Source organism: Streptomyces sp. NPDC048269 (genome assembly GCF_040652395.1).
GTDB lineage: Bacteria > Actinomycetota > Actinomycetes > Streptomycetales > Streptomycetaceae > Streptomyces.
The window spans coordinates 85,026-98,496 of sequence record NZ_JBEZLW010000013.1 but is presented as its reverse complement, the minus strand read 5'-3'; the positions used below and the strand labels follow the sequence as shown (position 1 = coordinate 98,496).

Sequence of the window (13,471 nt, the reverse complement as noted above, 5' to 3'; positions counted from 1 at the left end):
ACCGTCCAAGGGGTGGACGCGCCGCTCCCGGAGCGATCGGCTCCAGCCCGGCGGCAGGCGTGATTTCGGTCCTGCGAGGCCGGATCGTTACGTGCGCCGGGGCCGTTTCGGACGGTTTCGGCGCGCCCGCCCGTACACGAGCGAGGGCCCGGCGGAATCCCGCCGGGCCCTGGGGCGCACCTCTTGTGGTCCCGCGCCCGCGCTCAGGGCGCCCGTACCGCCGACAGCAGCCGGGCCACCTCGCTCGTGTCGATGCGCAGCGCCGCACCGACGGTGGAGAGCACCTCGCGCTCCGCCGGGATGTACGGGCCGTCCGCCAGCGCGATACGGGCCCCCTGAAGCAGGATCGACTCGCGGCCCGGACCCGCCAGGTGCGGGGCCAGCGGCTCCAGCGCCTCGTGCAGCTCGATCGACAGCGCGGCTCCGCAGCATTCGGGAACGTTGTACAGCCCGAGCCGCCCCTCGTCGGTCGACAGTGCCTCCACGAGGGACTCCAGTTGCTCCTCCGAGCAGTCCTGGAAGCCCGCGGCCCGTACGGCGCTCACCGCCGCCTCCAGCGCGCTGCGCGAGGCCGTCCCGCCCGCGGCGAGCACGGCCAGTGCCACGGTGTGCACGGCGTCGCGCAGCATCGCCGTGAAGCGGGCGGTGGTGAGGTGGTCCAGGACGTCGGTGCCGAAGCGCTCGCGGCAGCCCTGGCACTCGACGACGGGCCCGGCGCTGCCGCGCGGCAGCAGCGGCACCCCGAGGACGGTGAACCGGCGGCGCCCGGTGCGCCTGCGGTAGTTGCGGTCTCCACCGCAGGCGGGGCAGAAGAACTCCCCGTCGCCCACGGTGCTCCAGGTGGTACGGATGCCCCAGACCGTCAGCTTCCGGCCGTCCCCACCCCGAACTGGCAGCACGTCGCACCTCCGCGCGTAACCTTCCGGCAACGTCGCCGGGTTGGCGTGATGTTAGCCACATCGATGAGGATGCGTCAGTCGTGCGACAGGACAACATGTCGCGTGACACGGACTTGGCTGATCTGCGCCCCCCACGAGCGCCCCCTAGGGTCGGCGGCATGAATGAGAAGTCCTGCCTGGTGACCGGCGCCGCGAGCGGGATCGGCCGGGCCACCGCCCTGCTGCTGGCCCGCTCGGGGGCCCAGGTGACCGCGGCCGACGTCAACGGCCCCGGGGTCGAGGCCCTGCGTACGCAATTGGCCGACGAGGGGTACGCCATCACGGCGGTCACCGGTGACGTCTCCGATCCGGAGGCCAATCGCGCGATGATCGCCGCGGCGGTCGGGGCGTACGGACGCCTCGACGTCGCCGTGGCGAACGCCGGGGTGCTCCCCCTTTCGGATGTACGGGAGACCAGCCCTGACGACTGGGACCACGTCATGGCCATCGACGGCCGGGGCATGTTCCTGACCTGCAAGTACGCCATCGAGGCCATGACCGCACAGCCGCGGCCCGGTGGGGCGCTCGTCTGCGTCTCGTCGATCTCGGGGGTGGCCGGGCAGGCCCGGCAGGCGGCGTACGGACCGGCCAAGTTCGTGGCGTCGGGGCTGACCAAGCACCTCGCGGTGGAGTGGGCGGCGCGCGGGATCCGGGTCAACGCGGTGGCCCCGGGCACCATCCGAACGGAGCGGGTGATCGCGCTGCAGGAGGAGCCGGGCGGGCCGGAGTACCTGCAGGAGGTCACGGGGGCCCACCCGATGGGCCGGCTCGGCGAGCCGGAGGAGGTGGCCCGGGTCATCGCCTTCCTGGCCTCCGACGCGGCCTCGTTCGTGACGGGCGTGGTCCTGCCGGTGGACGGCGGCTACCTGGCCCGGTGAGGGCCCGGGAAACGGCGGAACCCCGCCCCCTCCGGACGGGAGGGACGGGGTTCACGTACGAGCGGGTCAGCGGCCGGCGCGGTTGACGGCGGAGATGACCGCCTTCAGGGAGGCGCGGGTGGTGTTGGCGTCGGTGCCGATGCCCCACAGGACACGGCCGTCGATCGCGCACTCGATGTACGAGGCGGCCACGGCGGAGGCGCCCTCGCTCATGGTGTGCTCGGTGTAGTCCAGCAGGCGGGCGTCGACGCCGATGCCGGCCAGCGCGTCGAAGAAGGCCGAGATCGGGCCGTTGCCGGTGCCGGTCAGGACCGTCTCCACGCCGTCCACGACCGCCTCGACGGTCAGCGTGTCCGTGCCGTCCTTGTCGGTGGCCGTCGAACCGGAGCGCAGCTGGATGCGGCCCCACGGGTTCTCGGGGTTGGGCAGGTACTCGTCCTGGAAGACGTCCCAGATCGCCTTCGGCGTGACCTCGCCGCCCTCGGCGTCGGTCTTGGCCTGGATGATCCGGGAGAACTCGATCTGCATGCGGCGCGGCAGGTCCAGCTTGTGGTCGTTCTTCAGGACGTAGGCGATACCGCCCTTGCCGGACTGCGAGTTGACCCGGATGACGGCCTCGTAGGAGCGGCCGACGTCCTTGGGGTCGATGGGCAGGTAGGGGACCGCCCACTCGATGTCGTCGACGGTCTTGCCCTGGGCGGCCGCGTCGGCCTCCATGGCGTCGAAGCCCTTCTTGATGGCGTCCTGGTGGGAGCCGGAGAAGGCGGTGTAGACCAGGTCGCCCGCGTAGGGGTGGCGCGGGTGGACCTCCATCTGGTTGCAGTACTCGCTGGTGCGGCGGATCTCGTCGATCTGCGAGAAGTCGATCTGCGGGTCGATGCCCTGGGAGAACAGGTTCATGCCCAGGGTGATCAGGTCGACGTTGCCGGTGCGCTCGCCCTGGCCGAACAGGCAGCCCTCGATGCGGTCGGCGCCGGCCATCAGGGCCAGCTCGGCGGCGGCGACGGCGGTGCCGCGGTCGTTGTGCGGGTGGACGGAGATGCAGATGTGCTCGCGGCGGGTCAGGTTGCGGGCCATCCACTCGAAGCGGTCCGCGTGGGTGGAGGGCGTCGAGCGCTCCACGGTGGCGGGCAGGTTCAGGATGATCTCGCGGCCCTCGGCCGGCTGCCAGACGTCGCAGACCGCCTCGCAGACCTCCAGGGCGAAGTCCAGCTCGGTGTCGGTGAAGATCTCCGGGCTGTACTGGTAGCCGAAGACGGTCTCGGGGCCCAGCAGCTTCTCGGCGTACTCCATGACCAGGCGGGTGCCGTCGACGGCGATCTGCTTGATCTGCTCCTTGGAGCCGCGGAAGACGACCCGGCGGAAGGTGGGCGCGGTCGCGTTGTACAGGTGCACGGTGGCGCGCTTGGCGCCGACCAGGGACTCCACGGTCCGCTCGATCAGGTCCTCGCGGGCCTGGGTCAGTACGGAGATGGTGACGTCGTCCGGGATCGCGCCCTCTTCGATGATGGAACGCACGAAGGCGAAGTCGGTCTCGCCGGAGGACGGGAAGCCGACCTCGATCTCCTTGTAGCCCATCCGCACCAGCAGGTCGAACATCTCGCGCTTGCGGGCGGGGGTCATCGGGTCGATCAGCGACTGGTTGCCGTCACGCAGGTCGGTGGACAGCCAGCGGGGAGCCTTGGTGACGCGGGCGTCCGGCCAGGTGCGGTCGGGGATGTCCACCTGCTCGTACGCGCCGTACTTGTGGATGGGCATCCCGGAGGGCTTCTGGGCGTGGGTCGCGTTGGTGATGGGCGTGGGGCGACCGGCAAAAGTGTGCTGACTCATGACGTTGGGCTCCTCGCGTGTCCGCGTGTAGTTCGCTGGGACGGCCGACAACGGTCGCAAAACCGCAACACCAAACTCCGCGGGGAGGGGGTCGGCCTACGACTACAGACCCTCGCCGCGGCAGCTAAGGAGAAGCAGCCCGAAACGCATGATGGGCCGAGCCTAGCCGAGCCGCGCCGTAAAGCGAGGACCTGTTTCAGTATGCAAGACCCGCCTGTCCGATTTGTACCTAATGTGAGCTACACCTCCTTCCATCCCGCCAGGACCGGCCGATTCGTCAACCGCACGCGACGGCTTTCAGACATGTGAATGAATCATGGTCGCAGGTAGTGACACGAAGGTGACCCACTGCCACATTGCCGGGCATGGATGCCTCCCGCGCTCACCACCGCCACCCCGTCTTCTGCACCGTCGTGCCACCCCACCTGCTCGACAAGGCCGCCCGGTCCGCGGACTCGCGGCGCGCCGATCTCGCGCAGCGCACCCTGGAGCGCGACTCCCTCCTGCGCACCCGGCGCCGGGTCACGGCCGTGCGGGGGATCGTGCCCACGCTCGGGACGCCCGCCTCCGGGGAACCGGACCGGACCATTTACGACGCCCAGCACCGCACCCGGCTGCCCGGGAAGAAGGTGCGCGCGGAGGGCGACCCGGCGGGCAAGGACGCCACCGTCAACCGCGCGTACGCGGGGCTCGGGGCCACCTTCGAACTGTTCCTGCAGGGCTTCGGGCGGCGCTCGATCGACGATGCCGGGCTGCCGCTGGACGCGACCGTCCACTACGACGAGGACTACAACAACGCCTTCTGGGACGGCCGGCAGATGGTCTTCGGCGACGGGGACGGGGACCTCTTCCTCGACTTCACTGTGTCGGTGGACGTCATCGGGCACGAGCTGACCCACGGGGTCACGCAGTACTCGGCGAATCTGGACTACCACCAGCAGTCGGGCGCCCTGAACGAGTCGATGTCGGACGTCTTCGGCTCGCTCATCAAGCAGCACTCGCTGGAGCAGACGGCCGACCAGGCCGACTGGCTGATCGGTGCCGGGCTGCTGGGGCCGAACGTGACCGGGGTCGCGCTGCGGTCGATGAAGGCGCCGGGGACGGCGTACGACGACGACGAGCTCGGCAAGGACCCGCAGCCGGCGACCATGGACGACTACGTGACCACCTCGCGCGACAACGGCGGGGTGCACATCAACTCCGGCATCCCCAACCACGCCTTCTACATCGTGGCGACCGAGCTCGGCGGCAAGGCCTGGGAGCGGGCCGGCCAGATCTGGTACGACACCCTCACGGGCGGGCAGCTCGCCCCGGACGCGGACTTCGCGGACTTCGCCCGGCTGTCGACCGCCGCGGCCGTCGCCCGGTACGGGGACGGGGGCGCGGAACACCAGGCCCTGCAGAAGGCGTGGTCGGCGGTGGGCGTCCCGCTGGCGGGGTAGAAGGGCGCACATGCTGATTCGGGTGGTGCGGACGGGCGGTTTCGCGGGCATCGAGCGCCGGGTCGAGGTGGACACCGCGGGCCTGGCGGACGAGGCCGAGTGGCAGGCCCTGGCCCAGCTCGCGCTGCGGCCCGGCCCGCCGGGCCACGCGGCGGGCCGGATCCGGGACGGCTTCTCGTACCGGATCACGGTCGACGGGCGGACGGTGTCCTGCCAGGAGCCGAACCTGTCGGACGCACAACGGGCGCTGATCACGCGCGTCCTGAAAGAAGGTGCCTGACAAAGAAGGTGCCTGAGAAGGGCCGCTTTGCTTGGATGGCCGGATGACCGACCACATGATCGATTCAATGCTTTCCGAGCTGGAGCAGTACTACGACACGGTGCCCCGGGTGGGCGGGGCGCGGGCCGAGGACTTCGGCCCGCTGACTCTCTTCGTGCAGGAGGGCGCGGGCTGGCAGTACTACGCGCGGCCCGCGCTCGGCGGCCCCGAGGCGACCACGGCGGACGTGGAGCGCGTACGGGCCCGGCAGCGGGAGCTGAAGGTGCCCGAGGCCTTCGAGTGGGTGGCCGAAACCAGTCCCTCCCTGCGGGCCGCGGTGGAAGCGGCCGGGCTGCACGTGCACGCGCATCCGCTGATGGTGCTGGACCCTGCCGCTGCGGTCGTCCCCGCGCATCCGGAGGTACGCCTCCTCGACGCGGACGACCCGCTGCTGACGGCTGCGGTCACGGTCCCTGCCCTGGCCTTCCGCGCGCCCGGCACGGCGGTGGGCGCGGCCGGCCCGGCCGAGCTGGCGGTGGCGATGGCCGATCCCGCGGCGGCGGAGGGCCGGGCGCGGGTGTCGGGGATGCTCGCGTCGGGCCGTAGCGGCATGGCGGCGGCCGTGCGGGACGGCGTGGTGCTGTGTTCGGGCCAGTACAACCCGGTCGGGGACGTCGCCGAGGTGGTGGGCGTCGGCACCCTCCCGTCGGCGCGCCGTCAGGGCCTGGCCCTGGGGGTCACGGCGGCCCTGGTCGCTCAGGCCCTGGAGCGTGGCGCCCGTACGGTCTTCCTCTCCGCCGGCGACGAGGACGTGGCCCGGGTCTACAGCCGCATCGGCTTCCGCCGCGTGGCGACGGCCCTGATCGCGGAGCCCCCGGCCTGAAGTATCCGGCCCGCCTGACGGGTTTGCCGGAACGGCAACGGTATTTGCCCGCTCGGGCGGTACCGGCGCAGCATCGGCCGTACCGGCAGATCCGTACAGGAAGAGGCCCCCATGTCCGACCATCACCACCAGGACCACGCCGCCGCGGGCGAGGAGTTCTGGGACGCCCGCTACCGCGAGAGCAACCGCATCTGGAGCGGCAAGGCCAATGCCGTTCTGGTCCGTGAGGTCGCGGACCTCACCCCTGGCCGCGCCCTGGACCTCGGCTGCGGCGAGGGCGCCGACGCCGTGTGGCTGGCCCGGCAGGGCTGGCACGTCACCGGGACCGACATCTCCGGGGTGGCCCTGGAACGGGCGGCCCGGCACGCCGAGGAGGCGGAGCTCGCCGACCGCGTCGAGTGGCGGCGGCACGACCTCGCGGAGTCCTTCCCCGCCGGGGAGTTCGACCTCGTCTCCGCCTGTTTCCTGCATTCGTACGGGGACTTCCCCCGCGAGCGGATCCTGCGGACGGCCGCCGCGGCCGTGGCCCCCGGCGGGATCCTGCTGATCGCGGGCCACGCGGGCGGGCCCTCGTGGGACCCGGACAAGCACGCGGAGATCGGCTTCCCGACCCCGGACGAGGTCCTGGAACAGCTGGAACTGCCCGGGGGCGACTGGGAGGTCCTGCTCGCGGCGGAACACGTGCAGGCCATGACCGCGCCCGACGGCCGGCCCGGGACCCGCCCGGACAACGCGCTGAAGGTACGGCGGCTGCGCTAGGCCCTGTTGCCGGAGCAGCGCCGGTCGGGCCGCGGACCGGGCGGGACTTTGACGACAGGGCCCGGTGCCGCGACCGGCGCCCCGTCTAGAACCCGAGCTTGCGCAGCTGCTTGGGGTCCCGCTGCCAGTCCTTGGCGACCTTCACGTGGAGGTCGAGGAAGACCGGGGTCCCGAGCAGTGCCTCGATGTGCTTGCGCGACTTCATCCCGACCTCCTTCAGGCGGGCGCCCTTCGGGCCGATGATGATGCCCTTCTGGCTGGGCCGCTCGATGTACACGTTCGCGTGGATGTCGAGCAGCGGCCGGTCGGCCGGGCGGTTCTCGCGCGGGATCATCTCCTCGACGACGACGGCGATGGAGTGCGGGAGCTCGTCCCGTACGCCTTCCAGCGCGGCCTCACGGATCAGCTCCGCGACCATGACCATCTCGGGCTCGTCGGTGAGGTCGCCCTCGGGGTAGAGCGGCGGACTCTCCGGCAGCAGCGGTGCGATCAGGTCGGCCAGCAGCTGGACCTGGCTGTCGCCGACGGCCGAGACGGGGACGATCTCGACCCACTCGAAGCCGAGCTCCTCGGCGAGCTGGTTGATGGCGAGGAGCTGCTCGGCCAGCTGCTTGGACTCGACCAGGTCGGTCTTGGTCACGATGGCGATCTTGGGGGTCTTCTTGATCCCCGCGAGTTCCTTCGCGATGAACTTGTCGCCGGGGCCGAGCTTCTGGTCGGCCGGCAGGCAGAAACCGATGACGTCGACCTCGGCCCAGGTGGACCGCACGACGTCGTTGAGGCGCTCACCGAGCAGGGTGCGCGGCTTGTGCAGGCCGGGCGTGTCGACCAGGACGAGCTGCGCGTCGGGGCGGTGCACGATGCCGCGGACGGTGTGGCGGGTGGTCTGCGGCCGGTTGGAGGTGATCGCGACCTTGGTGCCCACGAGTGCGTTGGTGAGGGTCGACTTCCCCGCGTTGGGGCGGCCGACGAAGCAGGCGAAGCCCGCACGGTGCGGGGCTGTGGACTCGGGGGAACGATCGCTCATACGGGCCATTCTCCCCGATGCGGCTCCCAGCGCCGACCAGCCCATGGCGGCGAGGACGCTCGCAGCCGCGAGGAGGGTGCCGAGGGAGGAGTGGGCGGCGTAGGCGGCACGGCCCTGAGCTGTGGTTCCGTCGGCTGTGGCCCGTACCGTCACGTCGGCCCATTCCGCCGCGGGCGGGCCGTCCCAGGGGGCGCTGAGCCGGACTTCCTGGCCGGGCAGCAGCTCGGCGGGCAGTCCGGTGAGGCCGCGGGCGAGCAGGGGCCGGCCGAGGACGCCGGAGGCGGTGAGGGCGGCGCGTGGGCGCAGGGTGACGTTGCCGAGGTTGTGGAGCGTGTACGAGACCTCCGCGCCGGCGCCGCGACGGCGGACGGAGACGTCCCGGACGGCGAGGGCGGGGGCGGTGGGGCCGGTCACCCGCAGGTACAGGCGGGCGGCGACGGCCTGCCGCACGTCGATCCCCCGGGCCGTGGTGGCGGCGGGCCGGTCCTCCAGGGCCACGATGGCGCCGGGGTGGTCGCCGGGTTCCGCCCGGTCGGGGACGGTGAGGGTGAAGGCGACGCTGACGGAGGTCCCGGCCGGTACGGTGACCCGCTCCCGGTCGAGCCTGACCCATGCGGCCGTGGCCAGGCGCGGCTCGTCGGGGCCGCGGAGCGCGAATCCGCCGTCCCGGGCGGTGTTGTAGGCGTCGGCGGCGTAGAGCCGGAAGGCGCGGGGGCGGTCGGATCGGTTGGTGACGGTCACGGTGTCGGCGGCGGCCTGGCCGGGGGCGGCGGCCAGGTAGAAGTACGGCCGCCGGCCGAGGGCGTTGGCGGCGGGCAGCACGGACCACTGGCCGTTGTCGGCCGCCACGGCCGTCCCTGCGGGCGCGAGCCAGCAGACGGCCAGCACGGCTCCCACGACCAGCAGTACCCGCCGGATCCTGGCAGCCGCGGAGCAGGGCCTTCCCCCGCCCCGCCCCGTCCCCGGCTCCCCGACGGCGCTCCGCGCCCGCCCCTCGACCGCCGGCGGGGTTGCAGGGGGCTGGGGCTGGATCGCCCGCAGGGTGATCTCAGCCTCGCCCGGGGGTCCCCCGGGGACTCCGGGGGAGTTCGAGGCGCGGGGTCTGGGGCGGAGCCCCGGGAAACGGGAAGGGGCGGGGTGGGGAACGGCCCCGCGCAGCGGCAACCGCACCGTCAGCTCAAGGTCAGCGTCAGGACCGCCGTGTACGCGCCCGGCGGGGTGTACGGGGGCACCCGAAGGGTCACCGCGGCGTCGACCGTGAACGTGCCGCCGACCAGCGGGCCGTCGGGAATGGAGGCCAGCACCGCCCCGTCCGGGCCGACCGCACCCGCGCTGCCCGCCGTACAGGGACTGGGGCTGCCCTCCGCGGCGGCGCACGCCGGGGTCCAGGAGAGCGAGCCGCCCGGGATGCGGAGGCCGCCCGGTCCGGTGAAGTCGGTGACCTTGCCGATCAGGGACCAGCCGGCCGGGCCGCCGCGGGCGTCCTTGACGGTGACGGTGCCGATCCGGCCCGGGGCGGCGCCGCCGTCGCCGTAGGGCACCGCGCCCAGGGTGATGGCCTCGCCCGCCTGGGTCATGCCGAGGGCGCCGGGCTCCACGGTGGCGGTCATCCGCTGGGTGCCGGGCTGCGGCGGGGCGGCGTCGACGACGGCGTACGCGGCCGGGCCCGAGCCCTGGCCCGCCGACCAGGCCGTGCCCTCGTAGGCGACGACCGCGGTGGTGGCCTTGTCGGTCACCGGTAGCTCGGCCAGGGCCACGCCGTGCTCGTCGGCGGTGGCGGCGACCCGGTCGGCCGTCTCGGCGGCGCCCGCCCGGCCTGCCACCGTGACGGCCGCGCCCGGGGGGAAACCGGCGGCGGTGACCTCGACCTTGGCGCCCGGTCTGCCGGAGGCCGCGGCGAGGAAGACGCTGCGCAGGTTGGCCAGGGGCAGCGGGGTAGCGGTGAGGCGTCCGGAGACGGGGGCCGCGGCGGCCGTGCACACGGTGTCGAGGTCCATCGGGTGGCTGGTGTGCAGGGTGTAGCCGCCGGGCGCCAGGGTGATCCCGCCGGGCGCGGTGACGGTGAAGGTGCCGGTCATGGTGACGGCGGCCGGGGCCGCGCCCGCCGGGACGGGGTCCTTGCGCCGGCCGCCGACCACGGTGACCTCACCGCTCTGGGCGCCCGCCAGCAGGATCCGGCCGGTCGCGGTCAGCGCGCCGGCGGGGAGTTCGACGCCTGCCGAGTTCTGCTCCAGGACCGCCGCGGCGGGGGTGGCGAGCACCTGGTAGGTCACGGTGACGGTGTCGCCGACCTGTGGAGCAGGGTTGTCCACGGCGATCCGGGCGGTGGTCGGCCCGTCGGCGGGCGGAAGTCCGGCCTCCTGGGGCGGCAGGCAGTGGGTCGGGAACTCGACGCGGTCCGGGGGCGTTTCCCCATCGGCTGCGGCCGGTGCGCTCAGCGCGCCCCCGGCCGTCGCCGCGAGCACGGCCATGCCGACGGCTGCCGACCATCTCCTGCTGCGCGCTCCTGTTCGCACTGCCCGCCCCCTGGGTTCCATCGCCCCGAACTGGGTTCCATCGCCCCGACAGGGGGCCATTCACGAGCGGGCGGCGGGAGAAGTCAATGCACGGGCCCGGCATCAACTGATGGCCCATCAGGAGATGGCGGAGTACCGGCGCCTGCGGTGGTGGCTGCTGCCCGGAAGGTGCGCCGGTAGGCCGTCGGGCTCACCCCCAGCGCCGCCTGCACGTGCTTGCGCAGTGACTGTGCCGTCCCGAAGCCCGCCTCCCGCGCCACCTGTTCCATCGGCAGCTCCGTCTCCTCCAGCAGCCGCCGGGCCCGTTCCACCCGCTGCCCCACGATCCACTGGCCGGGACTGACGCCCGACTCCTCCCGGAAGCGGCGCGTGAAGGTCCGTACGGACACGGCCTCCCTCCGGGCCAGGTCGGTCAGGCGCAGCGGTTCGTGCAGCCGGTCCATCACCCACGCGCGGGCCGCCGCGGTGCTGGCGAGCTGCGGCTCGGGCACCGGGCGCTCGATGAACTGCGCCTGCCCGCCGTCCCGGTGCGGCGGCACGACGGTCCGCCGGGCCACGTCGTTGGCGACGGCCGCGCCGTGGTCGCGGCGCACGATGTACAGGCACAGGTCGATCCCGGCGGCGACGCCGGCGGAAGTCAGTACGTCCCCGTCGTCGGTGTAGAGCACGTCCGGGTCGACCCGGACGGCCGGGAACAGCTGCTGGAAGTGGTCGGCGGAGGCCCAGTGGGTGGTGGCCCGGCGGCCGTCCAGGCAGCCCGCGGCGGCCAGGACGTAGCCGCCGGTGCAGATGGAGACGAGCCGCGTGCCGGGCCGGATGTGCGCGAGGGCCGCGGCGAGTTCCTCGGTCAGCCGGCCGTGCTCGTAGATCGGCCCCAGCTCGTAGGAGGCCGGCACCACCACGGTGTCGGCGGTGGCCAGCAGCTCCGGGCCGTGCTCGACGTGGATCGCGAAATCGGCGTCCGTGCGCACCGGTCCGGGGGCGAGCCCGCAGGTCAGGATCTCGTAGAGCGGCCGTCCGGCCGCGTCCTCGGCGCGCCCGAAGATCCGGTGCGGGATGCCGAGTTCGAAGGGCAGCAGCCCGGCGAGTGCGAGGACGACGACGCGGTGGGTCGGGGCGTTCGGCTCCATGGCCCGATCGTATCGAAGCGTGACAGTCAGGCCACTGTCGTAGGGACGCCGCAGGCCGGAAGCTGTTCGGCGTGACGCAGACAGCCCCCACCTCCACGGCCTCCCGGCAGGCCCCGCGGCAGCCCGGACGCATCCACCGCGCGTGGTTCGTCGCGGCCGTCGCCTTCGTGACGATCATCGGCGCGGCCGGCTTCGCCTCCCTTCCCGGACTGCTCATCGAGCCGCTGCACGAGGAGTTCGACTGGTCGCGCGGCACGATCGGCCTCGCCGTCTCGGTGAACCTCGCGCTGTACGGGCTGACCGCGCCCTTCGCGGCCGCGCTGATGGACCGCTTCGGCATCCGCAAGGTCGTCGCGTGCGCGCTGACGGTCATCGCCGGAGGGTCGGCCGCCACGGTGTGGATGACCGCCTCCTGGCAGCTGGTGCTGTTCTGGGGCGTGCTGGTGGGCCTGGGCAGCGGCTCGATGGCCCTGGCCTTCGCGGCGACGGTGACCAACCGGTGGTTCACGGCCCGGCGCGGCCTGGTCACCGGGATCCTGACGGCGGCCGGCGCCTCCGGCCAGCTGGTCTTCCTGCCGCTGCTGTCCTGGCTGGTGGAGCACCACGGCTGGCGCCCGGCGACGGTGACCGTCTCCCTCACCGCGCTGTGCGTGGTCCCCTTCGTGTGGCTGCTGCTGCGCGACCACCCGGCGGACGTGGGCCTGGCCCCGTACGGGGGCACGTACGCGCAGAAGCCCGCGCCGGTGCCGGGAGCCGCGCGCCGGGCGGTCACCGTCTTGTTCAAGGCGGCCCGGACCGGCCCCTTCTGGCTGCTCGCGGGCACCTTCGCGATCTGCGGAGCCTCCACGAACGGCCTGGTCAGGACCCATTTCGTACCGGCGGCCCACGACCACGGCATGCCGGTGACGGCGGCGGCCGGGCTGCTGGCGGTGATCGGCGTGTTCGACGTCGTCGGCACGGTGGCGTCCGGCTGGTTCACGGACCGCTTCGAGGCGCGGCGGCTGCTGGCGGTCTACTACGCCCTGCGCGGGATCTCACTGCTCTTCCTGCCGGTGCTGCTGGCCCCGTCGGTCCATCCGCCGATGGTCTTCTTCATCGTCTTCTACGGCCTGGACTGGGTCGCGACCGTCCCGCCGACCATCGCCCTGTGCCGCGAGCAGTACGGGGACGACAGCGCGATCGTCTTCGGCTGGGTCCTGGCCTCGCACCAGGTGGGCGCTGCGGTCGTCGCCTTCCTGGGCGGCCTGGCGCGGGACGTGTTCGGCTCGTACGACGTCGTCTGGTACGCCTCGGGCGCGCTGTGCGCGATGGCCGCGCTGATGTCGATGGTGATCCGGCGTCGTCCCGCTGCGGCGGCTACGGCCGGGCCGGCCTTGGCGGCGGCGACGGCCGGGACGGCCGCCCCGGCAGAGACGGCTGCCCCGGCCGGAGCGTAGGAAACCGCCGGTCAGCCCGCCGGAGTCGTGGACTTCAGGGTGCCGTCCGGAGCCGCCAGCAGCACCGGGGTCTGCGGGCCGCCCAGGTCCCGTACGGCGGCGCGGTCGGCCTCGGCGGGGGCGTCGGAGGAGCTGACGACGGCGGCGGCCTCCAGGGACCGGGCCCCGCTCGCCACCGCCATCGCGACCGCGGTCTGCAGCGCGCTCAGCTTCAGGGAGTCGAGCTCCACCGTCCCGGCGACGTAGGTGCGGCCCGTCTCGTCGCGCACCGCCGCCCCCTCGGCCACGCCGTTGCGGGCCCGGGCGCTGCGCGCCAGCGTGATGATCTTGCTGTCCTCGGGATCGATCCCGGTGCTGTCGGTCATGGTCGAAG

Annotated in this window: 12 protein-coding genes and 1 pseudogene; 6 read left to right on the top strand and 7 right to left on the bottom strand. The window is 73.1% G+C overall.

What is annotated here, in order from left to right:
* Window positions 1-203: 203 nt before the first annotated feature.
* On the bottom strand, window positions 204-899 hold the full coding sequence (locus tag AB0D48_RS17235) for a TerB family tellurite resistance protein (RefSeq protein ID WP_362396769.1): 696 nt from the start codon (window positions 897-899) through the stop codon (window positions 204-206).
* A 158-nt stretch (window positions 900-1,057) separates the two neighbouring features.
* Between AB0D48_RS17235 and AB0D48_RS17230 the strand changes: the two genes are divergently transcribed.
* Window positions 1,058-1,816 carry an SDR family NAD(P)-dependent oxidoreductase gene (locus AB0D48_RS17230; RefSeq protein ID WP_362396767.1) on the top strand — a complete coding sequence of 253 codons (759 nt, stop codon included), beginning with the start codon at window positions 1,058-1,060 and terminating at the stop codon, window positions 1,814-1,816.
* 66 nt (window positions 1,817-1,882) lie between these two features.
* Here AB0D48_RS17230 and leuA read toward each other — a convergent pair whose 3' ends face one another.
* Window positions 1,883-3,646, bottom strand: coding sequence for a 2-isopropylmalate synthase (leuA, locus tag AB0D48_RS17225; protein ID WP_362396764.1), 1,764 nt, complete (start codon window positions 3,644-3,646; stop codon window positions 1,883-1,885).
* Window positions 3,647-4,011: 365 nt separating this feature from the next.
* Here leuA and AB0D48_RS17220 point away from each other — a divergent pair, with 365 nt between their 5' ends.
* From AB0D48_RS17220 to AB0D48_RS17205, 4 genes are all read left to right on the top strand, one after another.
* Complete coding sequence (locus AB0D48_RS17220; protein WP_362396761.1) at window positions 4,012-5,088, top strand: M4 family metallopeptidase; 1,077 nt, start codon at window positions 4,012-4,014, stop codon at window positions 5,086-5,088.
* 10 nt (window positions 5,089-5,098) lie between these two features.
* Complete coding sequence (locus tag AB0D48_RS17215) at window positions 5,099-5,368, top strand: protealysin inhibitor emfourin (RefSeq protein WP_362396758.1); 270 nt, start codon at window positions 5,099-5,101, stop codon at window positions 5,366-5,368.
* Window positions 5,369-5,435: 67 nt separating this feature from the next.
* Window positions 5,436-6,230, top strand: coding sequence for a GNAT family N-acetyltransferase (locus tag AB0D48_RS17210; protein ID WP_362396755.1), 795 nt, complete (start codon window positions 5,436-5,438; stop codon window positions 6,228-6,230).
* 111 nt (window positions 6,231-6,341) lie between these two features.
* Window positions 6,342-6,989, top strand: coding sequence for a class I SAM-dependent methyltransferase (locus AB0D48_RS17205; protein ID WP_362396752.1), 648 nt, complete (start codon window positions 6,342-6,344; stop codon window positions 6,987-6,989).
* A gap of 85 nt (window positions 6,990-7,074) precedes the next feature.
* On the opposite strand, the gene era is transcribed toward AB0D48_RS17205, so the two are convergent.
* The 4 genes and pseudogenes from era to AB0D48_RS17185 all read right to left on the bottom strand — a co-directional run bounded on the left by era (window position 7,075) and on the right by AB0D48_RS17185 (window position 11,662).
* Complete coding sequence (gene era / locus AB0D48_RS17200; protein WP_362396990.1) at window positions 7,075-8,025, bottom strand: GTPase Era; 951 nt, start codon at window positions 8,023-8,025, stop codon at window positions 7,075-7,077.
* 501 nt (window positions 8,026-8,526) lie between these two features.
* A pseudogene (locus tag AB0D48_RS17195) lies at window positions 8,527-8,838 on the bottom strand (DUF916 domain-containing protein); the annotation flags it as partial.
* Window positions 8,839-9,188: 350 nt separating this feature from the next.
* The gene (locus AB0D48_RS17190) at window positions 9,189-10,487 is read right to left on the bottom strand and encodes a beta-xylosidase (RefSeq protein WP_362396750.1); all 1,299 of its coding nucleotides are present in this window, start codon (window positions 10,485-10,487) and stop codon (window positions 9,189-9,191) included.
* A gap of 128 nt (window positions 10,488-10,615) precedes the next feature.
* Window positions 10,616-11,662, bottom strand: a complete 1,047-nt coding sequence (locus AB0D48_RS17185; RefSeq protein WP_362396747.1) for a helix-turn-helix domain-containing protein — start codon at window positions 11,660-11,662, stop codon at window positions 10,616-10,618.
* Window positions 11,663-11,733: 71 nt separating this feature from the next.
* On the opposite strand from AB0D48_RS17185, the gene AB0D48_RS17180 reads away from it, so the two are divergent.
* A complete protein-coding gene (locus AB0D48_RS17180; RefSeq protein ID WP_362396744.1) occupies window positions 11,734-13,098 on the top strand; it encodes an MFS transporter in 1,365 nt (454 codons plus the stop codon).
* Between the two features lie 11 nt (window positions 13,099-13,109).
* Here the strand turns inward: AB0D48_RS17180 and AB0D48_RS17175 are convergent, their stop codons facing one another.
* Window positions 13,110-13,463, bottom strand: a complete 354-nt coding sequence (locus AB0D48_RS17175; RefSeq protein ID WP_362396741.1) for a cytidine deaminase — start codon at window positions 13,461-13,463, stop codon at window positions 13,110-13,112.
* Window positions 13,464-13,471 lie beyond the last annotated feature (8 nt).